Annotated in this window: 19 protein-coding genes; 1 reads left to right on the top strand and 18 read right to left on the bottom strand. The window is 46.3% G+C overall.

The features are described 5' to 3' along the window. Window positions 1-133: 133 nt before the first annotated feature. The 17 genes from SAPGRDRAFT_RS18920 to hemB form a co-directional block, all read right to left on the bottom strand. Entirely contained in the window at window positions 134-676 is a 543-nt protein-coding gene (locus SAPGRDRAFT_RS18920; protein WP_002661074.1) for a hypothetical protein, read from the bottom strand. Between the two features lie 395 nt (window positions 677-1,071). Continuing rightward, window positions 1,072-2,880: a TonB-dependent receptor plug domain-containing protein gene (locus SAPGRDRAFT_RS18915; protein WP_253271377.1), complete on the bottom strand. Its 1,809-nt coding sequence runs from the start codon at window positions 2,878-2,880 to the stop codon at window positions 1,072-1,074. A gap of 266 nt (window positions 2,881-3,146) precedes the next feature. Further along, window positions 3,147-4,037, bottom strand: coding sequence for a hypothetical protein (locus tag SAPGRDRAFT_RS19965; RefSeq protein ID WP_002661070.1), 891 nt, complete (start codon window positions 4,035-4,037; stop codon window positions 3,147-3,149). A 34-nt stretch (window positions 4,038-4,071) separates the two neighbouring features. Next, entirely contained in the window at window positions 4,072-5,643 is a 1,572-nt protein-coding gene (locus SAPGRDRAFT_RS18905; RefSeq protein WP_002661069.1) for an AAA family ATPase, read from the bottom strand. 50 nt (window positions 5,644-5,693) lie between these two features. Next, complete coding sequence (locus SAPGRDRAFT_RS18900; protein WP_002661068.1) at window positions 5,694-6,266, bottom strand: phosphatase PAP2 family protein; 573 nt, start codon at window positions 6,264-6,266, stop codon at window positions 5,694-5,696. After that, a complete protein-coding gene (locus SAPGRDRAFT_RS18895) occupies window positions 6,260-6,991 on the bottom strand; it encodes an SAM-dependent methyltransferase (RefSeq protein WP_002661067.1) in 732 nt (243 codons plus the stop codon). The genes SAPGRDRAFT_RS18900 and SAPGRDRAFT_RS18895 overlap by 7 nt, the downstream gene beginning before the upstream one ends. Window positions 6,992-7,025: 34 nt before the next feature. Then, window positions 7,026-8,261, bottom strand: coding sequence for a hypothetical protein (locus SAPGRDRAFT_RS18890; protein WP_002661066.1), 1,236 nt, complete (start codon window positions 8,259-8,261; stop codon window positions 7,026-7,028). Between the two features lie 427 nt (window positions 8,262-8,688). Beyond that, complete coding sequence (locus SAPGRDRAFT_RS18885) at window positions 8,689-9,324, bottom strand: NeuD/PglB/VioB family sugar acetyltransferase (RefSeq protein ID WP_002661065.1); 636 nt, start codon at window positions 9,322-9,324, stop codon at window positions 8,689-8,691. Between the two features lie 4 nt (window positions 9,325-9,328). Then, the gene (locus SAPGRDRAFT_RS18880; protein ID WP_002661063.1) at window positions 9,329-10,405 is read right to left on the bottom strand and encodes a DegT/DnrJ/EryC1/StrS family aminotransferase; all 1,077 of its coding nucleotides are present in this window, start codon (window positions 10,403-10,405) and stop codon (window positions 9,329-9,331) included. Next, window positions 10,402-11,604 carry a glycosyltransferase gene (locus SAPGRDRAFT_RS18875; RefSeq protein WP_002661061.1) on the bottom strand — a complete coding sequence of 401 codons (1,203 nt, stop codon included), beginning with the start codon at window positions 11,602-11,604 and terminating at the stop codon, window positions 10,402-10,404. The genes SAPGRDRAFT_RS18880 and SAPGRDRAFT_RS18875 overlap by 4 nt, the downstream gene beginning before the upstream one ends. Then, a complete protein-coding gene (locus SAPGRDRAFT_RS18870) occupies window positions 11,601-12,428 on the bottom strand; it encodes a glycosyltransferase family A protein (protein ID WP_002661060.1) in 828 nt (275 codons plus the stop codon). The genes SAPGRDRAFT_RS18875 and SAPGRDRAFT_RS18870 overlap by 4 nt, the downstream gene beginning before the upstream one ends. Window positions 12,429-12,437: 9 nt before the next feature. Further along, window positions 12,438-13,553: a glycosyltransferase gene (locus SAPGRDRAFT_RS18865; protein WP_002661058.1), complete on the bottom strand. Its 1,116-nt coding sequence runs from the start codon at window positions 13,551-13,553 to the stop codon at window positions 12,438-12,440. A gap of 261 nt (window positions 13,554-13,814) precedes the next feature. Further along, window positions 13,815-14,531 (bottom strand): RsmE family RNA methyltransferase, encoded by a 717-nt coding sequence (locus SAPGRDRAFT_RS18860; RefSeq protein WP_002661057.1) that lies wholly within the window; start codon window positions 14,529-14,531, stop codon window positions 13,815-13,817. Window positions 14,532-14,535: 4 nt separating this feature from the next. After that, window positions 14,536-15,186, bottom strand: a complete 651-nt coding sequence (locus SAPGRDRAFT_RS18855) for a DUF2490 domain-containing protein (RefSeq protein WP_002661056.1) — start codon at window positions 15,184-15,186, stop codon at window positions 14,536-14,538. Between the two features lie 176 nt (window positions 15,187-15,362). Next, window positions 15,363-15,929, bottom strand: coding sequence for a hypothetical protein (locus SAPGRDRAFT_RS18850; RefSeq protein WP_002661054.1), 567 nt, complete (start codon window positions 15,927-15,929; stop codon window positions 15,363-15,365). After that, window positions 15,911-17,185 (bottom strand): replication-associated recombination protein A, encoded by a 1,275-nt coding sequence (locus SAPGRDRAFT_RS18845; RefSeq protein WP_002661053.1) that lies wholly within the window; start codon window positions 17,183-17,185, stop codon window positions 15,911-15,913. The genes SAPGRDRAFT_RS18850 and SAPGRDRAFT_RS18845 overlap by 19 nt, the downstream gene beginning before the upstream one ends. After that, on the bottom strand, window positions 17,185-18,186 hold the full coding sequence (gene hemB / locus SAPGRDRAFT_RS18840; RefSeq protein ID WP_002661051.1) for a porphobilinogen synthase: 1,002 nt from the start codon (window positions 18,184-18,186) through the stop codon (window positions 17,185-17,187). The genes SAPGRDRAFT_RS18845 and hemB overlap by 1 nt, the downstream gene beginning before the upstream one ends. A gap of 453 nt (window positions 18,187-18,639) precedes the next feature. Here hemB and SAPGRDRAFT_RS18835 point away from each other — a divergent pair, with 453 nt between their 5' ends. Then, window positions 18,640-19,176, top strand: coding sequence for a hypothetical protein (locus tag SAPGRDRAFT_RS18835; RefSeq protein ID WP_002661050.1), 537 nt, complete (start codon window positions 18,640-18,642; stop codon window positions 19,174-19,176). Between the two features lie 382 nt (window positions 19,177-19,558). Here the strand turns inward: SAPGRDRAFT_RS18835 and SAPGRDRAFT_RS18830 are convergent, their stop codons facing one another. Beyond that, on the bottom strand, window positions 19,559-21,703 hold the full coding sequence (locus tag SAPGRDRAFT_RS18830) for a S9 family peptidase (RefSeq protein WP_002661049.1): 2,145 nt from the start codon (window positions 21,701-21,703) through the stop codon (window positions 19,559-19,561). Window positions 21,704-21,789 lie beyond the last annotated feature (86 nt).

The raw sequence follows: 21,789 nt of genomic DNA, 5'->3' as shown, positions 1-21,789 counted from the left end.
ATTGTTCGCTTCTAGCCAAATTCATTTTCCCTTGACTGATTTCTTAGCAAGATACAACAGCAGGCAGAAAAAAAAAGCTAGCGCCCAATTAGGGACACTAGCTTGTATACTTTAACAGACTGTTATATGTTCTCTATTTAGAGGCCGTCATCTGATCTTCTGCAGGTACTTCTTTGAGCTGTACCATCATAACATCTTGAATAAGAGAGAGCTCTCTAGCTACTTCTACCGGAGAATCTACCGCCATATTAGGCGCCAAAACCAAGCCTTCACTCATATCATCCACCTCAAATTGCTGAACAATAAGCAAATTGTGACTCGCCAAAAGCTCATTAAATTGCTCATCACCCGTTTGGCTATAATCTCCAGTATTGAAAATTTCGGCCCAAGAAGTAGCCGCATCATAAAGTACAACATAATTGTACTCTTTTTGCTCCATTTCATTGATCTTTGATAGGGCCGTCAAGCTCAAATCTTTCTGGCTTTCTCCCTTTTCAAAGGCAACCAAAGAGGGGTAATAGTAAGCCTTGGCCTTTACTTTTTTCTGCTGCCCAGCTCTGGTTTTATCCATCTCCTGCGTATTGACCACAGAAGAACTCAAATCTTTGCGGTCTACATTAGACTGACAAGCCGCAAATAGGCCTAGGGCAAAAAGGAACAAAAGTAGTTTTTTCATAGCGGTTTAGTTTTATAAGACTTTAGTGATCAGGGGAAAACTTAAATTCCTCCATCAAAATTGGGGCCACAAAGATATATTATTCTCTTTTCTTATCCATCATAAATTAGGGCTTTTAAACAATTCAAAATTAGAACAAGGCTAAATAAGTTTTCTGTTCCCCAATAGGCCGTTTTTTTATTTTTTTGGGGCCTCCTGCCTCGCTTCGCTCGTCGGCGGTTACTCCCTTTGGTCGTCGAACTACGAACTAAAGTTCTTGTTGTCGTTTCGGGGCTCGCAGGCCTGCTCGGCCCTTCAGTGCTGCGCACTTCGGTCTGGCCTACGGCCACCCCTGCACATCGCTAGGCCTGCGGCTCGCTGCGCTCGCCTGCCCACCGCAGGGTAGTTCTTCCCTTTTATTGGGCGCCAAAAAACAGGCTCAGTTCCCATTGTTGCAAGGGCAGGGGCCGAGCAGAAACCAACTGATATTCTGCTCCCCAAAGATTATGTACTTGCAACTGCAGCCGAATAGGATATTGGGCCATTTTGCCCCTCCATGCCAACTGAATTTGGCCCAACTGATAAGCGGCCAGCGCCTCTTCATTCAAGGCATCTAAATAGCGGGGACTATCCCAAAGATGATGGTAGCCCAAACGCCAAGCTTTATATTGGTAATTGAGCCCAAAATTGGCCGAAAAAATGGGCCGATATTCCAATTGTTTATCGCGCAAATCTGTAGAAGGACTCTTATGCCGACTAATGCGGTTGTAGTTGGCGCCAATTTGCAATTGCAATTGGCCCAACTTCTTCAAATTAAAGCTTTTTTCGCTGCTCCAACTAGCGCCTCTGGCCCAAACTGCAGCTAAGTTCTGGGGCTCCCATAAGGCCGTGTTGGGGTTGGGTAGCCATAAAATCCAATTCTCAACTTCCTGATTAAAAAAACTGAGCTGATGTAAGCCCCATATTTTGTGTTGCCAAAAGAAGTTTACTTCTTCTTGCCAGCCTTGCTCTACCGCTAGCTCTTCTTGACCCACCAAGGGCCAAAAGCGATCATTTAGGGTGGGGAAGCGAATGGAGTGCTGCAAACTGACTTCTAGGCCCAGTCCCGCAGCCCAAATTTTTCTAAAACTCAAATGCCCCGCAGGAAAAACACCCAAATTAGACCGATGGGCCAAGGAGAATTGCCCTTCTAGTTGGGCGCCAAAGACAGCCTGTCTAAGGCCTATAGATAAACGACTTTGCTGCTCCTTTTTTATGTCTAGATAACTACTGCTTTGGACCTGGTTTCTTCCCCAGCGTCCATTAATGAGCAAAGCGCCATTTTTTAAGGCAAAAAACTGTTGGGCCTGAATAAAAACAGCTTGTGTTAGATGCTCTTCACTATTCAAATTGCGGATATAGGTCATATCCTGATAGAGGTAGCCCAAGCGCGCCTGAAAAACAGAGCGGCTAAAGCTTTTTTTCCAGCTCAGGCTATTTCGCCAGCTCAAGGTATTTTGTACTTCGCTGCTCGCTTGCTGGGCCTGCAAAAGCGTAGGCGGCAGCTCTTGCAGGTCCTTTTGTAGCCAGCTTCTTAGGCCCAGTTGGCCCTTAAAAAGAGGGGCATCTAAAGTATAAAGGGCGGCTTGACGAGCAGTTTCGGCCTGTTCTCTTTTTTTCCAGGGCTTGGGGAAACCAAAAGCTTGTAGATCTTGGTAGGGATAATCATTTACGGCAGATTGGACCAATAAGCGGAGGGATTGTCGCCAATTATTTTTGGCAAAGGCCAAGAGAAATTGCTGTTGCTGTCGGCTAAAACTGCCTAAACTACTTCCAAATCCCGCTTGCCAGCCTTTTATAGAAGGCGATTTGCTACGCATGAGTAAGCTGCCGCCCAAAGGTTGGGGAACACTCAAGCCGCCGGCTCCTGCCTGCCAACTTAGTTGATCGATAAAAAAGAGGGGAATGAGATTGAGGTCGCTTTGGCCCAGCATGGGGTTGGCCAAATTGAAGCCCTCCCAGCGCAGGAGGTTTTGTTCTGGGCCGCTTCCGCGGCTAGAGAGGGTGGCCAGTTGTCCTGGTCCATAGGAGCGGATATGTATACCCGTTTCTTTTTGCAATAAATTGGAGAGGCTTCGGCTACTTTCTTGTTCTAGTTCTAGGGTAGAAAACTCCTTTTTGCTAAAGGGCGTTTGTTCATTTTTTTGTTGGGCCGAGACCGCCACAGTTTCCACCGAATCGCTCATTATTTGGGCCAATAAACCGCTAGGCAGTAATAGCGCAAAAAGGGCGCAAAGCGCCTGCTTTTCTAGGCCGTTTAGGCCTATTTTCTTTTGGCCTAGCGATGTGCAGGGGGGCGGCGTAGCCGCAGAGCCAGCGGGCAAAGCCCGCGCAGGGCCGAGCGAATAGCGAGCCCCGCAACGTAGCGCCCGCCATAGGCGGGAGGCCCCAAAAAAGGAAGAAGAATTATACAGTTGCATGCCGAGTTTCATTGCTAAGAGTATTCCTCAAGTCATTTCTGAAAGCGTCGAATAAGTAGGTTTTGAAACCTTGGGTCAGGAATAAAATTATTAACTGATAAGTTGATTAGATATAGGGCATTTGTCTTTAAATACTGCCAGAAGAAAGCATATTCGTTATTTACTTGAGAATTGCTTTCTAGTTTAGCTAAGAGGCGATAAAAGATAGTTTGTAGATCGGGCAGTTGGATTTTTCCTGTTGCCAATTGGGATAAATGGAACAAGAATTCATTGGATAATGCTATTATAATGTTGGCTCGTCGAGTCTTTAGGTAGTCTCTATCAAGTCCTATTATTTTTATTGTAGCATCGGCCCGTTTATATTTTAAGTCTGTTTTACTTAGATCTTTTTTGACTATTATTGCTGCTGTCTCAAGATTAAAATCAAAATAGTCAAAGGGATCAAAGTTTTGCTCTTCTGGATGTAGTAAAAGGGGCACTTCTTGGCTAAGGTAGAGTTCGTTTAATTTTTGGTCTGACTCAATAATTTCGCTGAGATGGTTACAGGAGGGAATTGTTTTATGGCTGTTATTCACTGGGAAATGATTCCCTTTTTGTCTTTGATTGCAACTTATGCAAGCGGGGAGTAAATTGGTCCATTCATAAGCTAGCCAGTAGTAACCTGGGTGAGTAGTATTTTCAGTAACTCCTTTTTTAGGACGATAGTGTTCTACATCAAAACCGTCCAATAAACTTTCACAGTAAGCACATTTATTATAATAGAGTTCGTTCAACTTTTCCTTTACAGAAGTATCACCATAGTAGTAGGCACTAATTTTACCTTTATTTATAGGTGGACCAATAATTTGCCGTCTATTATTGAGGCAACTTTCCGAGCTTAGTTTGGCTGGAATCGAAAGAGGTTTTTTTTGGACAGGAATCATCAGATACTATTATTGTGCTTTAGGGCATAGGAGGTTAGTCTTCTTCCTCTTCTAATTCTTTGAATAGTGCTTTTAAATGCTCTTTAGCTTGTTCTCTAGCATTTTTGTCTTGCATAGATGCACTGAAATTAAGGATTTCCTCTTGTTGTGCACTGATTGGAGCCAAATCATCCATATTGAAAATATCAGAGCTTAGGATGAGGTTGGGAAGTAGTTTTGGGAGCTCTTGTTCTAGTCTCTCTAAGCGCCTTACCGTGATTCCATCTTTTTGAGTTCGGTTAAGCGTAAGGATGACACTATTCTTAGGAGCGCCTAAAAGAGGTATAGGGCTATGAGTGGATACTACAAAAATCAATTTGGGAAAAAGCTGACTTAGTATTGTAGGCAGCTTTCTTTGCCACTTTGGATGCCAATGCAGGGCAATTTCATCGATAATGATAAGGCCAACAAACTCTTTGGGGTCAATAACATTGGGTTGACGTTCATATAACCTGATAATCATATCCCCAAAAAGCGCCAACAAACTGCGATAACCTGCGGCTAGTTCATCAAAACTAACGGCCTCAAAATAGCTTTCTTCTGGAGCTTTTTCTTTGTACCAAATCGATTTCTTAGCTACGATTTCAATTTTTATGGCAGGTAGTAGCTCCTCTAGTATTTGTTTAGTTTTCTCAAAACGCTCGCGGTCTAAGAGATTCCATTCTAAGAGTTTGTCTTCAATATTTCTCATTACATATTGACTATTAAACAAGCTCTCAATAGGGTTGCTCGCATGCCTTTGAGGATTGGGGTCTTTATCAATATCTAAACGAGATGCACCATAAGCTAGAACGCTGTGGTAGCTAGTATCTGACTGTCCCTTACTGAAGACAAAAAATGGGGGACAAGCTGTAACTTCGTTTTTATGAATAATCGTCCAAAGATTTGCTTGAAGAGGTGAAGGGGATTCCTCAAAGCGTTCTCTTTGAAGCTCACTTTTGGGGAGTTTACCATCTAGTGAAACAGCAAGAGCTTGAAGAAAAGAGGTTTTTCCAAAGCCATTTTCACCCGTTATAAAAAACCAAGAAGCTTCTTTAGGAAGCCCATTTAAGGCAATTTTTTTTATTCCTTTATAATTTTCAAATCGCAATGATTCTAACTGGATGGGATAGGCGTAAAATGCGCTTTTAACTTTAAAAAACTGCTCTAAGATAGAAAAGTCCTCGGCATCAATTAGTTGAGCTTCTTCAGCTAAGGGGTTTAGCAGCTCTTGGACTAATTTGCTTATTGCAGCTTCATCATTTTTAGAAAAAGAAAAAATTTTTATGGGGGGAATTTTCTTTGAGGGGAGTTGCTGAAGAAGTTCTTCCTTTAGCAGTGGTTCTATATTTTGGAAATTAGTGTTAATAATTCCTCCTTGATTTATGTCTAATATAATGATTCCCGCTCTCTTATCTAAGAGGATAAAAGACATCACAGATGATCCACTACTATTTTCTGTTTTTGAATCTTGTAACCAAACTTTATAAAAAACACTGTAGTGTTCGCCCAATTCACTAAATGTTTGGAAAAGGCTAGCTTCTAAGTAATTGCTAAAGCGGTTATCTACAGTTCTAGGAAAAATCATAGCTCATTTTTATGATAAAGATAGTCAATTTATTTAAAGTGAGAGATAACTCAACCCCAACCCAAACGCTTATACCCCCAATACAATACCGCCGATAAACTCAGGCCCAAAAAAGCGCCACAAAGGAGGTCTAAGGGGAAGTGAACGCCCACATAGAGCTGCCCATAGGCAATGCTAAAGGCCCAAAGCAAAAAGCCGATCCAAAAGTAGGTTTTATAGGCTTTGTAATCCGTAGAAAGAAGTTGGGCAAAGAGATAGGCCAAGCCAAAATGATTGGTTGCATGAGAGGAGGTAAAGCTGTAGCCGCTGCCGCAGGTTACCAGTAAATGCAGTTCTTCTTCTAGGCTGGCCGTGCGGCAGGGCCGCAAGCGCATTACATTCTTTTTGAGCAATTGGCTACTGAAGGTATCAAAGAGGAGCAGGCCTAGCCCCAAGAGCAAAAGGGGCTGCCAAACTTTGCTTTTGCGCTTATAGATGAGGCTGGCTAAGATGAGAATATATAAGGGAATCCAAGTCGTTTTTTCTCGCCAAATTGGAAAAATTTGGTCCAAAAAGGGGCTGTGCCAGCCCCCATTTATGGTCGTAAATAGCTGTTGGTCCCAAGCAATGAGTTCGGCTAGCATGCTTTAGCAATTAAGATCAAACGATTAGCGCTTTCTTCGGCAAAAGGAGCCAGTTGATAGTTGCCAAATTGGGCTACAATTTCTAGTCCCGCCTGAGCAAAAAGAGCTTGCAAATCGGCCAACAAAAAGCCACGTACCCGCTCCTGAAAGTTAAAGTTTTGTCCCTCGGCCTCAAAGCGAATATCCTTAACAATGTAGCCGTTTTCTACATAGCGACGAAGATGAAAAAGAACATCTCCTACTTGCTTCTCTTCGGCCAAAACAAGATTTTGAATAACTTTATGTGCATTCATAAAGTCCATCACAAAAAAGCCATCTTTGGGCAGCATGTTTCGGACCTCTTTTAGGGTTTGCAGATGCTCTTCTTCACTTTCAAAGTAGCCAAAGCTGGTAAAGAGATTGAGCACCGCATCAAATTGGCCCATATTTAAAGTCTCCCGCATATCGTGCACGGCAAAGCTGAGGCCTTCTTGGGCCTGCTCATTGGCGGCGGCAATGCTTTCTGGAGCCAAATCTACGCCCAAAACTTCATAGCCTTGGCTATGCAAATAAATAGAATGACGGCCCTTGCCACAGGCCAAATCTAATAGGCGACTCCCTTTCTCTAAGTTCAAATGCGCCAAAAGATTACGCATGAATTCCTGCGCTTCAGCTTCGTTTCTGTTATTGTATAGTAAGTGATAATAGGCCGAGTCAAACCAATCGGCAAACCATGTTGTAGACATAATGCATCGTAGTTTTGTGGCCTCAAAACTACATCTATTCTAGCAATAAAAAAAAGGAATAGCGCTCAAAGCCCTTGGCCGATCGCCCAACAAATTGCTCTACACTAAAGCTAATGTGCGGAAACTCTCCATCTAGTTTGATATAACCCGCTGCTTGCTCGTATTCTAGGCCCAAATTACTGCCCCGATAGTAGTATTGGCCTTTGCGCTGCTCCGGAATCCGTAGTTCTATGGCCGCTTCTCCTTCTAGCTCCCCCCAGGCCAAATAGGCATCTATGGCCGGTAAATTAGGTAGTTTTAAACGGACCGATTGCTCGGATAAGCGCTCTATTTTTAGGCTTTGATTTTCTAAAAAAGTTTCTTCTTGTACCACAAAGAGTTCATCGCCTTTGCTAATCTGACTTTTTTCTTCGGCCACAAATTGGCTCTGTTCAATTTCGCCATTAGACCAAGTTCCTACTATTTTATCTAAGGGCAGGGCTTGTTCTTTTTGGACCAATTGGCTAGTAGCTTTTGGGGCCAAAAGATAGCGCAATCCCTCCAAAAATAGCCAGAGTTCGGCTTTGTTGTGCCGCAGCTCGGGCATTTCCTTATAAATATGGTCCACGCCCGCACTATCAAGCAAACGGCGGGCATAACGCATCCCATTGAGGCGGTCGGGCGCTTCTTGCATGCCCATGGTCATAAAAAAGCGATAGTCTTTTTCCTTAAAAAGCCTTAGGGTTGGGGCGGTGGTGGGGTAGCTACAACGGCTGCCCATCACCAAGGCGCCTTGGTAGCGCTGGGGCTGCCGTTGAGAAATGGCCCAACTCAAATCGCCGCCCAAAGAGACGCCCGTCAGGTAAATGCGTTGGCTGTCAATAGGGTAGCGGCCCAAATTGCGCTTAATGTCTTTTTCCAAACGACTTTCATAGCGTTCAAAACAGGCCTTAAATCCTCGCCAAGAGTGATCTCTGCGGCTGCCTTTTCCTGCAGGCAACATAAGGGCAAAGGGCTGGGCTTGTTCGCCGGGGGCGGGCAGGGCGGCAATAATGCTGGCCAGTTTTTCTTGGTCCGAATCGCTTTTTTCGCTGCCCGCAGCTTTGGCATAGGCCTCAAACATATAGCGGGCATTGCCGCTCGTAAAGGGCAGCATGACCAAAAGGGGATAGGGGCCTTCTCCAAATTCTTCTGGAGGTAAAATGAGTTGGCTGGCTACTGGAATATGGCGGCCATAATATTGCGCTTGCAGGTTACTGCAAAGCAAGAGCATAAAAACTAAAATTCTCATTTCTTTTTGTTTAGGATGATTTAGGGGCCTGCCACCTTTGGTGGCCGCTATGTTCGGCAGCTCGCTGTTCGCTCGGCCCTTCGCCAGCTTCGCTGGCTCGGTCTGGCCTGCGGCCACTGCCTACCAGCGCTAGGCCCTGCCATACTAGATCCAAAAGCGGTATTCCTCGCTGCGCTCCTCATTCGTCTATATGTCCCCGCCCACCCACCCCTCCACGGGATTCCTTACGGAATCCCTCGGGCTGGCTGGCCGAGGACTCTGGTCCAATGGCGGGCGGAGCCCGCCCGGCCGTAGGCCGAACGGCATAGCGCTGTGGAGCAGTGGCCGAAGGCCAGACCAAAGCGGCAAAGCCGCTGCAGGGCCGAGCGAACAGCGAGCTGTGCAACCTAGCGCCCGCAGCCCCAAACAATAGGGCTGCGGGATGCCCCTAAAAAACAGTAGCTCCCTTAATAATTTTGGCCGGAACGCCAACAGCCGTTACCCCTTTGGGCAAATTTTTATGGACCAGCGCCCCAGCGCCAACCACCACCTCATCGGCAATTTTGATGCCTGGCAGAATCGTCGCATGGGCCCCAATTCGGCAATTTTGGCCAATTTGGACCGCCCCCAAAAGTAGGGCCTTAGGCGAAATCTCCGTATAAGCCCCCAGGTTCACCTCATGATGCAGCTGCGCCCCCGCGTTAATCAGGGCGCCCTCCTCAATGCGCACCGAATTGCTAATCCAAACGCCCTGCATCAGATTGAGGCCCTGGGCCAATTGGTTATCAAACTGGCCAATATAGACATCTTGGGCCTGAATGCTTTGGAGCTGCCCGCCTGCGGCTCGGCCAATTTGGGCCAAAATACGGCGTACTTTAGGACTACCCACCCCCAAAACAAAATTTGGGTCTTGGGCAAAATGCGCCCGCAGCTGCTCCTCTTGGTAGAAAACGGGAAAGCGATCATAGACCCAAGAGGGCGCCTTGCGGGTATTGTCAAAAAAGCAAAGGCCCTCCAACTGCCCATTTTGGGCGGCCAGCTCTAGGATTTCGAGTGCATGCCCTCCAGCCCCCATAATAATCATAGGTCTACTTTATAGATTGACAAATCACATTGCTAATCAGCTTCATTTCGGCCTCAGAAAGCTCTACATACATGGGCAGGCAAAGCACCCTTTTCGAGAAATCCTCGGCAATAGGACAGCTTTGTTGGTCCACATAATTTAGGGAATTGAGGGCGGGATAAAAATAGCGGCGGGGGTAAATCCAGTGGCTATTTAGGGCTTTGACTGTTTGGAGCAGGGCTTCTTCTGTCTCAAAAATGATGGGATAATAAGAATAATTGGGTTGAGCTTGGGCCAGAATTTTGGGTTGGCTAAGAGGAAGGCCTTTGAGGGCCTTATCATAATAGGCTTTTTGGTCCAAACGAGATTGGCGAATGCGGCTAATATGTTTGAGATTGACCAAGCCCATAGCGGCATGAAACTCAGAGTTTTTGCCATTGATACCCACTTCCGCAAAGCTTTCTGGACCATCATGGCCAAAGTTGCGCATATAGCCAAGGCGCTGCGCAATTTCTTCGGAAGGGCTCATCAGGGCCCCTCCTTCAATGGTATGAAAGAGCTTGGTGGCATGAAAGCTACAAGTACTCACATCGCCAAAAGCGAAGACCGATTGGCCCTTATACTCGCTACCAAAGCAGTGAGCGGCATCATAAATAACCTTTAGGTTATGTTTATCGGCAATTTTTTGAATGGCGTCAATATCGCAGGGATTGCCATAGACATGGGTGGCCAAAATAGCCGAAGTATTTGGACCAATATGCTGTTCCAATAAATTGGGGTCAATATTGAGCGTTTCGGCATCAATATCGACAAAAACGGCCCGGCAGTTCTCCCAAACGATACTGCTAGTTGTGGCCACATAAGAAAAGGGCGTGGTCAGAATCTCGCCTTGCAGATCTAGGGCCTTGATGGCAATTTGTAGGGCAATTGTTCCATTGCTTAAAAAGTACAAATGGGGCAATTGCAAATAGTTTTTAAGCTCGGACTCTAGTTCATTGACCAAAGGACCATTATTAGTGAGCCAGCCTCTTTGCCAGATACCAGAAAGGTAGGCTTCATATTCGGCCTGAGGGGCCAAAAAAGGTTTGGTTACGTTAATCATAGCGATAATTTGCGAATAATCTGATCATAGACTTCTGCGACTTGGACCGGCGAGCGGTATTTTTGGGCCAATTCGGCAGCCTCTTCGCGCTTAGCCAATAAAGGGGCTAAAGCTTCAAAATAATCTTGATAATTGGGCTGGGGAGCTTCTAAGTTAATGATAATTCCCCCTTTTTGTTCTTTTTGGATAATATCGGAATCATCTCCCACATTTAGAGAGACGAGAATAGGAAGACCTGCGGCCCAATATTCTCCATTTTTGATGGGAGAACAGAAAGGGCGAGAGGGAGTGGGTTTGACCAAGGAAAATGCAAAATCTGCGGCAGATAGATAATTGGGCACTTCTGTATGGGCCACCAAGCTATGAAAATATTGATCTTTGGGGAAGTTGAGGGCCGCTAGTTTCTCGCTTACCTCAGCTTTGGGGGCTGGACTCAATAGGCAAAGGAAAAAGCGACCTTGATAGTAATCGGCGGCAGCCTTAAAGATCCGAAAGGCTTCCTCATCATAGTAGTTGTCACCAAATTTCCCTAAATAGAGCCCAATAACAGTATCTTCCGATAGCCCTAGTTTGGCCCTAGTTTCGGCTCTTTTATTTTCATCAAAAGCAAAGCGATCTAAAGGGACCGTACAAGGAACGGTATAGACTTTATTGGCTGAAATGCCTTCTTGTTCAATGAGTTGCCGCTGGTAGTTGTAGCTCACCCCAACAATTGCGTCGGCTGTAGCTTTGGTTTGGGCTTCTTTCTTTCTTTGAAACTGGGTTTTGATGCCATTGGGCGCCCAAACGCCTGATTCGACCATATAGTCGGCATGGGGCTCAAAAGATTCTACCATATAAGGGATGCCTAGTTTCTCTTTCACCAAATGACCGATACCGCTAGCCATAGAAGAGCGGCAAATTAAAAAGTCGGGCTTTTGTTCTTTGGCAGTGGCTAGAATAGTGGACTGTATTCGCCACCAATCAGCGGCTTTGGTCAGTAAATGCAGCCCCATATTTTTAGAAAAAATAGGGTAGTGGCTGGTTTTTGGAATAGGCGGCAGCTCGTCCTTAAATTTCTGGTCTTCTGCTCGTTCTACCGTAAAAAAGTGAATAGCCGTTACATCTTCTCTTTGGGCCAATATTTTCAAATGAGGATAAACAGTAGATACGGTCAGGCCCTCTTTGACGCCCCAATAAGAGATATAAAATAGAATCATGCTTTAAAGTATCGTTGTAAAACTGGGCCTAGGGCCGAAAATTGTTTTGCTCGAAGGTAAGATAAAAACATGATGCGCAAAATTCGCTTTTTGAGGTAGCGAATATGAAGCATCGGAACGGCTTTTAGCTTTTTTACCTCTGCCAATAACTCCCAATAGCCCATTTCTAAGCCTTTGAGGTTGCTCATTGCAGAAGCATTTCCTTGCCGATAACGCAAAACGGGAGTCTGAACGGCTGCATATTGCCCGCCTTCTGCTGCTAGCTGAATATAAAATAGAAGGTCCTCAGCATGGGTCATGCCCATTTTGAGTTGGTAGCTTTTTGCTGGTTGGCAGCGAACCATCCAACTTGGACCAAAAAAAGATTGCCCCCCCAAACGAACCAAATCGATCAAAGGGTTGCCCTTCCAATTGGGCTGCACTTCTCGAATTGTCTGCTCTAGCTGCTCATCTTGCACCAAGATCCGCCCATCTACAAAAGAAAGTTGCTCATCTTGGGCAAAAAGCGCCAAACGATCCGCCAAACTATTGGGCGGCAGGGCATCATCGGCATCCAAAAAACAGAAAAAATCGGCCTGCATATCTTTTAGGGCCAAATTTCGGGCCGCACTAACGCCTTGGTTTTCTTGCCTGAAATAAACAATTCGAGGGTCGTCAAATTGAAGAACAACCTCTTCGGTCATGTCTCGACTACCATCATTCACAATCCGCAATTGCCAATTAGCATGACTTTGGTCCAATACAGACTGAATGGCTGTGGCAATATATTTCTCCGCATTATAAGCGGGCATAATGATCGCCACCAATGGGCAGGGAGCTGACATAAATAAGGCTTAATCTAAAAATTTGGCAATCTTATCTAGCTGTTGCTCATACTGAAATTGCTGAGCAAAGGCCAAACGCTTGGCCTTTAAGACGGGCTTATTCAATTGCTCTACTTTCTTCAAACTTTGGGCAAAGCGCTCGGGCAAATCTTCCATCTTTTCTGCCATGACCAAAAGGTCTTGCCGATCTTGATAGTCTGCCGTGGGACTAGCCACTACCAAATTTCCCGTGCTCAAATATTCTAATACTTTCTGTGGATTGGCCACCTTATCCGCAAATTGCTCACTATCATAACAAACCAAAAAAAGATCCATGGTTTGGGCCAATTCCGTCATGCGCTTTCGCATCAAACTACCATACATACGCACATTGGGCGAGCCCATCAAATACTCCACAAAGGGGTCCTCCCAAGTTTTGTTGCCCTCTAAGGCCAAGTTGCTGTTCTTCACAAATGGCCCAATCATATGAAATTCTACAGTAGGATGCTGCCGTATAAGTTGCTGAAATAGCTCTGTGGCAATAAATTCATTTTGCAAATTCCCCACATAACCACAACGCAAACGCCCCGTCGTAAACTGCGTATTGGACCGAATCCGCTCCGAACGCTTTTCTGCCGTAATAAAGGCCGGATGCAAGGCATGCTCAAATTGCATTTTTTTGGCCTTGCCCTCAGGCAAAGAGGCCAAAAGCGGGCTAGAAAGCGCCAAAACCAAATCCGCAGTCCGCATAATAGCCTGCGCATGTTCCGCCTTTTCTTGCCATTCCTCCAAATAAAAAATCGACTTTTCCGCCTCAAAAATAGAAAGATCGCCAAAAGCACAACAATGAAAACTGAAAAGCAAATCAATGGGCTTAGCTATTAGCTTTAAAATTCGCTTGGCCTGACTAAGCTCAGAGGAGGTCCCCCACAAGCCAAAAATAGGCTTGGGCAACCGATAATCTACCACAAACAAATTCTCTTCCTCGCTCTGTGGCGTCACCGAATTAAATTGAGATGGTGGATTGACAAAATATACCTGATTCCCCCTACGAGCTAAAAAACGCGCATAAAGTTGCCTTGCCGGAGAGTCTACGCCCCAGGCTTTGGGAGATAAAATGACTATTGTTTTCTCGCTAAATTCCATAGGGGCTTTGCCATCTGCTTTGTCTCAAATGCCCAAAACTAAGGCTTTTTTCAAATTTTAAGGAATCTCGCCTCAATTTTAAAACTTTGTTTTTTTGGGGCCCGCGGCCGCCCTAATTAGCGGGGCGGCCGCCGCTAGGCTCCGCCGCTCGCTGTTCGCTCGGCCCTGCAGCCGCCGCAGGCGGCTTGGGTCTGGCCTGCGGCCACGGCTGCGCAGCGCTGGGCCACTGGCCCTGCGGGCCAAGGGGGCTTCGCCCCCTATTTATTGAGCCAACTCCCACTGAATACCCTGGCAGGCATAAAGGGCCGCCGTTTCGGTGCGCAAACGACTATGCCCCAAACTCACCGACCGAAAACCAGCGGCCTCCGCTAGTTCTACTTCTGGCCAAGAGAAATCGCCCTCTGGCCCCAATAAAATTAAAATTTCTTCCTTAGGCCCAATTGTTTTTGGACAAGCCGCTTTGAGCAAAGGTAAATCTGTTGAATGACAGTGTGCTATAAAACGATGCTGTGCTTTTTGCTGAGGCAAAAAATCAGAAAATTTCTCTAGCTCGCCCCATTCTGGCAATACCCATTTATGCGATTGCTTAGCCGCCGAAAGAGCAATCCGCTGCAAACGATCCAAACGAACTTTTTTGCGCTCGGATTGCTGACTCAAGAATAAACTAATCTTATTTACGCCCACTTCTACAGCCTTTTCTACCAACCACTCCATACGATCCATGTTTTTGGTAGGCGCCAAAGCCAAATGTAAAGAAAAGGACCAAGGCAAGGGCCGCTCTTCTTGCTCCAATATGTCTAAAAGGGCTTCTCGCTTGCTCGTTTTGGCAATTTGGGCCAAATAATAATGCCCCCGCCCATCAAAAAGATGAAGCTGGTCCCCCTCTTTTTTGCGTAAGGTCTTGCAAGCATGACGAAATTCATCTTCTTCTAGTATGGCTTGTTGCCCCTGAATGTTTGGACAATAAAAGAGTTGCATAGTCTTAGTTAATAGCGTAGATGTAATAAACCTTTCCCCAAATTTGCTGCCGTAGCGCCCTAGGCCGAAAACGAAGCCGCTGCTCTATTCCAAGCAGTAAACGCCAAGCCCCTGCCGATCGATACCCCAAGGAAATGGCCAAGCGGTTTTCATATTGCCCGCCCTGAGGCCGCCAGCCAGGCAAAAGCTCTTCTGAGGCCTGCCAATATAGCTCTTTTGCATCAATTTTTTGGCCCATTAAGGGCCGTTCTAACGATAGCCGATAACGCAAGCGATATTCGGGCCGCCGCTGCGCCCCCCAGTTGCCCTCCAAACGAAAACGATGACCCAATTGCCCTACCGATAATTTCTGCCCCCAAGCCAATTGCTGAATAAAACGATGACTGATGGCTTGCCCCGCATCCTGAGCCAAACGATAACCCCAAGCTAGTTTAAAGCCCCTATTCGTTTTGTAATCGAGAAAGTATTGGGCATTAAAACTACTATGCACCAAAGGCGGAAACTGAGCAAAATGCTCTAACTTGAAGCTGCTTCGCCATTGCTTGTTATGGCCATAACGCAACAGAAGTTCAGACAAAATACCCTGCTCTTGCTTAAATTCTTGAGCATAAAGTAACCCACTATTAAAGAGAAGAAAGAAAAGGAAATATCGCATAGAGAAAGAAATTGGATGGGCTTCTCTGGCCCAGCGCTGCGCAGGGGTGGCCGAAGGCCAGACCGAGTTTTTTGAGCAAAGCGAAAAAAAACGAAGGGCCGAGCGAACAGCGAGCCCCGAAGCATAGCGGCGGCCGACCTAGGCGAAGCCTAGCCGGCCGCGGGCCCCCAAAAATACTAATAATCTAATTGCCAACTACTGGCTTCTATCAACTGCTCTTGCCGAAGAATTTGGCCCTCTGTCGTAAATAGAAACTCCCAAAGCTGCCATCTTTGGCCATCATTTCCCTTGATGATGAGTTCATAAGCAGAGGGAATAAGCGGTTTTTTAGCCTGCAATTGCTGGGCTAAATTTTTTTCTGGGCCAGTCAGTTGCAGCTGTAGCTTGCGAATGCGATAACGCTTAAATTGCTGTTCTAGCGCTTGCTCCATCTGCTGCCTAAGCTCTGGCGCCAGCTTTTTCCACTTCTGGCGAACCTCAATATCTTCTAGTTGGCCCTGCGCATTATACTCCACACTATGGCAATGGCCCCGATAGCGAAATTTGGCCTCATAACTATAGCTTTCCTTTTGGTACTCTTGGTAAAATTTGGCCCTTTTGGGCAGCTGCCCATAGAGTGCTTGCAGACTTTCTTGCATAGCGGGAGGGAGCTTGTCGTAGCGACAGCGCTTTTCAAATTCTAGCTTTTGGGCCAAGAGGCCAAAGGGGAGCAGCAGTAAGAGAATTAGCGATATTTTTTCCAATACTGATCGAGTTTTTGTTTAAACTTATGCTCTTGAGCGTTTTGAGCGGGCTCATAAAGTTTGTGCCCCTGCAGGGCTTCGGGCATAAATTCTTGCTCCACAAAATGGCCAGGATAAGCATGCGAATAAAGATAGCCATCGCCAAAACCCTCTTGTCGATCCTCCTGAGAGCGAGGGTTTCGAAGGGCCAATGGCACCTCTAGCTGTCCCGTTTTTTGGACCAGTTCCATCGCCTTGTTAATGGCCTGATAAGCGGAATTGCTTTTGGGCGAACAGGCCAAATAAATTACCGTTTGCGAGAGAATAATCCGAGATTCGGGATAGCCAATGCGATCCACAGCCTCAAAACATTGATTGGCCAAAAGGATGGCATTGGGGTTGGCCAGCCCAATATCCTCACTAGCCGAAATAATTAACCTTCGGGCAATAAATTTGAGGTCTTCGCCTCCTGCCAACATCCGCGCCAGCCAATAAAGGGCGGCATTGGGGTCCGAGCCGCGAATAGATTTGATGAGGGCCGAGGTCACAGCATAATGCCAGTCGCCATTTTTGTCGTAGGCGGCCAGATTTTCTTGGAGCACCTCTGCCAATAGATTGGCTGTAATGCGCAAAGGCTGCTTGGGGTCACTATGGTTAGCGACCAATAACTCTAAGATATTGAGTAATTTACGGGCATCTCCGCCAGCATATTGTTGCAGGGCCTCAGCATCGACAATCTCTACCTTATATTGTTGCAGCAATTCATCTTTGGCCAAGGCTTGCTCGGCAATGCTTTGTAGTTGCTGGGCCGTTAGGGGGCGCAGGCGATAGATCTGGCAGCGAGAGCGCAGGGCTCGAATCACCTCAAAAGAAGGGTTTTCGGTGGTGGCGCCCAAAAGGGTAACCACCCCCTGCTCTACAGCAGAGAGCAAAGCATCTTGTTGCGATTTGCTAAAGCGGTGAATCTCATCAATAAAGAGCAAAGGACTTTTCCCTTGTTGAAAGAGATTTTGTTTTTTGGCTCTTTGCAATAGCTCCCGCAGTTCTTTTACGCCAGCATCTACAGCCGAGAGGCTATGCAGCGTTCGGCCAGATTCTTGGGCCAGCAAGCGGGCCAAGGTCGTTTTGCCAATACCCGGAGGTCCCCAAAGAATAAGGGAGGGCAACTGGCCCGATTGGAGCATATTGCGAAGCGGGGCGCCTGCGCCCAACAAATGTTCTTGCCCCATATAATCATCTAGGCTTTGGGGGCGCAGGCGTTCGGCTAATGGTTGCATTAAAACTTAATTTTTCCAGCCTTGGCCATTTCTGCATAGGCCTTGGCAAAATAACTCAAAATCACTTTGGCCCCGGCCCGGTGGATGCTCATCAGCATTTCGGGCATGGCCTTTTCAAAATCCAGCCAACCCTTTTCGCAAGCGGCCGAGAGCATGGCACATTCGCCGCTCACATTGTAGGCGGCAATGGGCAGCTCAAAGTTTTGGTTAAGCAAAGCTATAATATCGAGATAAGGCAGGGCGGGTTTTACCATCAAATAATCGGCTCCCTCTGCCGCATCCAATCGGCCTTCAATTAGGGCTTCTCGGCTATTGGCGGGGCTCATCTGGTAGGTCTTTTTATCTCCAGCTTTTGGGGCAGAGTCTAGGGCATCTCTAAAAGGGCCATAAAAAGCAGAGGCATATTTGGCGGTATAAGACATAATGGAGGTATGGCCAAAACCGGCCTGGTCTAAGGTCTGGCGAATATGCCCTACACGGCCATCCATCATATCGCTGGGGCCAATAATATCTACGCCCGCCTGAGCTTGGGCCAAGGCCATTTTGCTCAAAATAGGCAGGGTTTCATCATTTAGAATTTGGCCAAATTCATCTAGCAAACCATCATGCCCATCAGAGCTATAGGGGTCCATGGCCACGTCGGTCATCAAACAGGCTTCTGGAAACTCCTCTTTGATGCGGCGCAAAGCATGCAGATAAAAATTCTCTTCGGCATAGCTATAAGAGGCCACTTTATCCTTAAAATCTTCGGGGACAGCCGGAAAAAGCACAAAGCTTTGTAGGCCCAAATTCATACAGCTTTCAATTTCTGTCAAAAGAAGTTCTAAGCTCCAACGGTAGTTGCCCGGCAAAGAGCTCACTTCTTCTTTAATGCCTTCTCCTTGGACCAAAAAGAGGGGGTACATCAAGCGATCTACGGTAAGATGATGCTCTTGAATATGGGCTCTGACTGCTGGGTTTTTTCTGTTGCGGCGGGGCCGACTTTGATTATATGGAAACATTTTTTATCATTTTGTTCTGAACCGAAAGTTAAAAATAAGCGCCTTAAAAACGAGGGCTTCTCCCTTTTTTTACCGCAAACTGACAAAGCAGCCCTTTGAAAACTGTTCTCTGCCGTCCTTCTCCTTTTCTAGATGAGGATTTGGGGCCCGCGGCCAGCAAATCTGCGGGGCTAAATTTAATGAGGGTTTTAACCTACCGTAAAAAGGGCCGAAGGCCCGCCGGCCTAGGGATGGAAAAGGGGGCGGCGCAGCCGCAGACCAAGCGGGCGTAGCCCGCGCAGGGCCGAGCAGACCTGCGAGCCCTGACACAGCCCGGCCGCCGCAGGCGGCAGGCCCCAAAAAAAGACAAACACAAAATTTTAGGCAGTCCTATTTTATGCCGTTAATTGGAACTTAGCGCTAGGATTATTCTTTAAGGGGAGAGAATAAATAACCTGAAAAAAAGTAAGAAATATGGATGATGATTTTTACCCCTTAATTGATCGTGTGATGGCGCTTTCTAAGGAGGAATACCGAGAAAAAGTCATGCAGCCTTATCCGCTAATAGATGCATTGAGAGCAGAATTAGGAGCATCAGCCGAAATTTATGATAACTTCAATCTTCCAAGGGTGAGCGCTTATGTTAACCACCCTAGCTTTAAGTATGGGGAACTAGAGATTAACTATAGTACGACTATAGTCATTTCTAAACTAGTGGATGTAGTACGCCTAACGTTTGATTGTACTGTGAAAAACCCAGACCCTAAGGCTTGGGATAAACGGATTGATACAGAGAGTTACTTTGAATACTTTACCCAAGAACAATTTGATTTGGATGAAAAACTGACTGCATTTTTTGATCAGCATGGAATTCGAAAAACTACTCATAGGGAAGAAGAATATGTTATCCCTGGATTAGACTTTGTTCATGAGGGGATGAAGTTTTTTGGTGGACAGCCTAAAGCAAGAATGCTGTTTTTTGAAGACTTTTTTGATTATTTCAGTGAATAAAAAGGGCCCAAAAAAAAGCGAACAAGGACTTTAGTCCGCTAGTTCGCTCAAGGCTACAACCCTGGGCTTCAGCCCAGGGCGGTAAACCGGTAAACATAGCAATTGTTTTTACCCCTGATTTTTTGTGTGGACTTGTTTTGGGCCATGGGCTGAAGCCCATGCTTGCGGGTCTATGCAAACTGGCGGGCTAAAGCCCTTGTTTGCTATAAATGATATGGGCCGATGGTTTCAACCTTCGGCTCATTTTTATTGCGTTTAGTGTGGCTGCTTTGGTTGCTGTAGGTTTCAACCTACAGGTAGATCTATCCATCCTAGAGGCGGCAACCCCCCAAAAAAGAGCGGGCAAATCTGCCCGCTCTTTTCTATTTATTTCCGCCAAAAGCTAGTTCAACTTATCTTCAATATACTGCAATACCTTGCGCATCAAATGCACTCGATCCTTGCCGCGCACATTATGCGGATGGCCCGGATAAACAAAGTAATCGACCTGCTTTTCGGCTTCTACAAAGGCTTGAATAAGGCTGTGGTTATGTTGCAAAACGACCACATCATCTACACTGCCATGAATCAATAAGAGCTCGCCCTGCAATTGATCTACATAATTGTGCAGGCGATTTTTGGCATAGCCTTCAGGGTTTTGTTCTGGACGATCCATATAGCGTTCGCCATACATCACCTCATAAAATTTCCAGTCGGTCACTGGGCCACCCGCTACACCAACACGGAAAACGCCTGGCTGACGAAGCATTAAAGAAGTGGTCATAAAGCCACCAAAGCTCCAACCATGCACCGCCATCCGATCGGCATCTACAAAGGCTTGTTGCTTGAGGTAATTCACCCCAACCAATTGGTCCTGCATTTCCACTTCGCCCAATTGGCGGTGGATGATGCTCTCAAAGTCAAAGCCTCGATTTGCCGAACCGCGATTGTCTAGGGTAAAGACCAAATAGCCTTTTTCGGCCTGCTGTTGCATCCAGAGCGAAGCGCCGCCCAACCAACTATTGGTCACCATTTGGGCATGTGGACCGCCATAGACATAAACAATAACGGGGTATTTTTTCTTCGGATCAAAGTCAGAGGGCTTAATCAAACGAGCCTGCAAATCAGTACCATCGGCGGCTTTGAGTGTGAGTAGCTCGGTGGTGCCTACCTTATAATCTTTCAAGGGATTTTCGGCCTTGATGAACTCCTGCTTTAGTTTTCCGTTTTTGGTCGAGATCAATTGAGCGACATTAGGCGTACTGATGTTGCTATATTCATCCAACAACCATTTGCCATTGGGACTCAATTGGCAGTGGTGCTGTCCCTCTTCCTTAGTCAGTTGCGTTTGCTTTTTGCCGTTTAGGGCAAGCTTGTAGGCATACAAATTAAGGCCAGAAGGGTCGGTGCCCATACAAATAACAGATTTTCCGCTGCTGTCTAGGCCCAAAATTTCTTCTACTTCCCAATTTCCCTTGCTCACGGCATTGAGCAATTTGCCTGTTTCGGCCTCATAGCGATACAAATGCGTAAATCCATCTCGCTCACTCGCCCAAAGAAATTCCTTGGGGTTGTTGGGCAAAAACCAAACGGCTTTTTCGGGCTCTACATAACGCTCATGCGTTTCCTCGAAAAGAGTTTTGATAAATTTGCCCGTTTTGGCCTCATAAACGTTCAAACGCATGGCATTTTGGTCGCGATTGATCTGCGCCAAATAGATTTTTTCACTTTTTGGCCCCCAACCCAAATTGGTCAAGTACTGATCGGCTTCATCGCCTTCAATCTTGAGGTAAACGGTTTGTCCAGATACTGGATCAAAAACGCCTAGTCGAGCTTTTTCACTGCCTTGGCCAGCCATCGGATACTTAATATTGCGCAATTTGGCGGGGGTGCTGCTAATATCGACCAAAGGATAATCGGATACCTCCGACTCGTCTTTTTGGTAGAAGGCCAAATATTGCCCATTTGGCGACCAAAACAAGCCCTTGCTGATGCCAAATTCACTGCGGGCAATGGCTTGGCCCGATACAATTGCTGGATTGTTGAAACGAGTGACCGCCGTTTTTTCCTCCTGCTCCGTCGCCAAATAAATATTGTTGTCTATCGTATAAGCCAAACGGCCAGTCTCTTCATGAAAGGCCATATTGGCGGCCTCCTGCGGATAAGAAACCCACTTTTTGCCTTTCTTGCTTTTGTAGTCGTAGCGGTAATAGGCCTGCCCAAAAGAGAGGAAAATCTCTGTCTTAGACAAATAGCCAAAGTTGGCAATATAAGGGACCTGCTCCCCAAAAGCAGCCTGCAAATCCTTGGTCGAAAACAAAGATTTTGGCGCCTTTTTGCCCTCATAATAAAACACTTCCTGATAACGAGGCCCCGATTGCGTAAAGCCCTTGCCGTCTTCTCGCCATTGCGCTACTCTCAAATGCTCTGGCCGAAATTTTCGCCATTGTTGCATCACGGCATCTTCTAAACTTAAACTTTTTTGCGCCTGCAAGCCCAAAGGAGCCAACAATAAAAAGGCACAAACTAGAATACTGAATTTTTGCATTGCTATTTATTATGATGATTAAATTTTTTTGGGGCCTCCGCAGCAGAGCTGCGGCGGTTACTCCCTTCGGTCGTCGAACTGCGCCC

It is taken from the genome of Saprospira grandis DSM 2844 (assembly GCF_000275825.1).
GTDB classification, from domain to species: Bacteria; Bacteroidota; Bacteroidia; order Chitinophagales; family Saprospiraceae; genus Saprospira; species Saprospira grandis_A.
Note: the sequence above shows the minus strand (reverse complement) of the source record. Positions and strands in the feature narration are given on the sequence as shown.

What these genes read in the sequence shown, in the direction of transcription:
- SAPGRDRAFT_RS18920 (WP_002661074.1), bottom strand. Translation starts at nt 676, where the DNA reads ATGAAAAAACTACTTTTGTTCCTTTTTGCCCTAGGCCTATTTGCGGCT.
- SAPGRDRAFT_RS18885 (WP_002661065.1), bottom strand. Translation starts at nt 9,324, where the DNA reads ATGATTATTATGGGGGCTGGAGGGCATGCACTCGAAATCCTAGAGCTG.
- SAPGRDRAFT_RS18860 (WP_002661057.1), bottom strand. Translation starts at nt 14,531, where the DNA reads ATGCAACTCTTTTATTGTCCAAACATTCAGGGGCAACAAGCCATACTA.
- SAPGRDRAFT_RS18830 (WP_002661049.1), bottom strand. Translation starts at nt 21,703, where the DNA reads ATGCAAAAATTCAGTATTCTAGTTTGTGCCTTTTTATTGTTGGCTCCT.
- SAPGRDRAFT_RS18845 (WP_002661053.1), bottom strand. Translation starts at nt 17,185, where the DNA reads ATGCAACCATTAGCCGAACGCCTGCGCCCCCAAAGCCTAGATGATTAT.
- SAPGRDRAFT_RS18835 (WP_002661050.1), top strand. Translation starts at nt 18,640, where the DNA reads ATGGATGATGATTTTTACCCCTTAATTGATCGTGTGATGGCGCTTTCT.
- SAPGRDRAFT_RS18870 (WP_002661060.1), bottom strand. Translation starts at nt 12,428, where the DNA reads ATGTCAGCTCCCTGCCCATTGGTGGCGATCATTATGCCCGCTTATAAT.
- hemB (WP_002661051.1), bottom strand. Translation starts at nt 18,186, where the DNA reads ATGTTTCCATATAATCAAAGTCGGCCCCGCCGCAACAGAAAAAACCCA.
- SAPGRDRAFT_RS18895 (WP_002661067.1), bottom strand. Translation starts at nt 6,991, where the DNA reads ATGTCTACAACATGGTTTGCCGATTGGTTTGACTCGGCCTATTATCAC.
- SAPGRDRAFT_RS18875 (WP_002661061.1), bottom strand. Translation starts at nt 11,604, where the DNA reads ATGATTCTATTTTATATCTCTTATTGGGGCGTCAAAGAGGGCCTGACC.
- SAPGRDRAFT_RS18865 (WP_002661058.1), bottom strand. Translation starts at nt 13,553, where the DNA reads ATGGAATTTAGCGAGAAAACAATAGTCATTTTATCTCCCAAAGCCTGG.
- SAPGRDRAFT_RS18890 (WP_002661066.1), bottom strand. Translation starts at nt 8,261, where the DNA reads ATGAGAATTTTAGTTTTTATGCTCTTGCTTTGCAGTAACCTGCAAGCG.
- SAPGRDRAFT_RS18905 (WP_002661069.1), bottom strand. Translation starts at nt 5,643, where the DNA reads ATGATTTTTCCTAGAACTGTAGATAACCGCTTTAGCAATTACTTAGAA.
- SAPGRDRAFT_RS18900 (WP_002661068.1), bottom strand. Translation starts at nt 6,266, where the DNA reads ATGCTAGCCGAACTCATTGCTTGGGACCAACAGCTATTTACGACCATA.
- SAPGRDRAFT_RS18855 (WP_002661056.1), bottom strand. Translation starts at nt 15,186, where the DNA reads ATGCGATATTTCCTTTTCTTTCTTCTCTTTAATAGTGGGTTACTTTAT.
- SAPGRDRAFT_RS18880 (WP_002661063.1), bottom strand. Translation starts at nt 10,405, where the DNA reads ATGATTAACGTAACCAAACCTTTTTTGGCCCCTCAGGCCGAATATGAA.
- SAPGRDRAFT_RS19965 (WP_002661070.1), bottom strand. Translation starts at nt 4,037, where the DNA reads ATGATTCCTGTCCAAAAAAAACCTCTTTCGATTCCAGCCAAACTAAGC.
- SAPGRDRAFT_RS18915 (WP_253271377.1), bottom strand. Translation starts at nt 2,880, where the DNA reads ATGAGCGATTCGGTGGAAACTGTGGCGGTCTCGGCCCAACAAAAAAAT.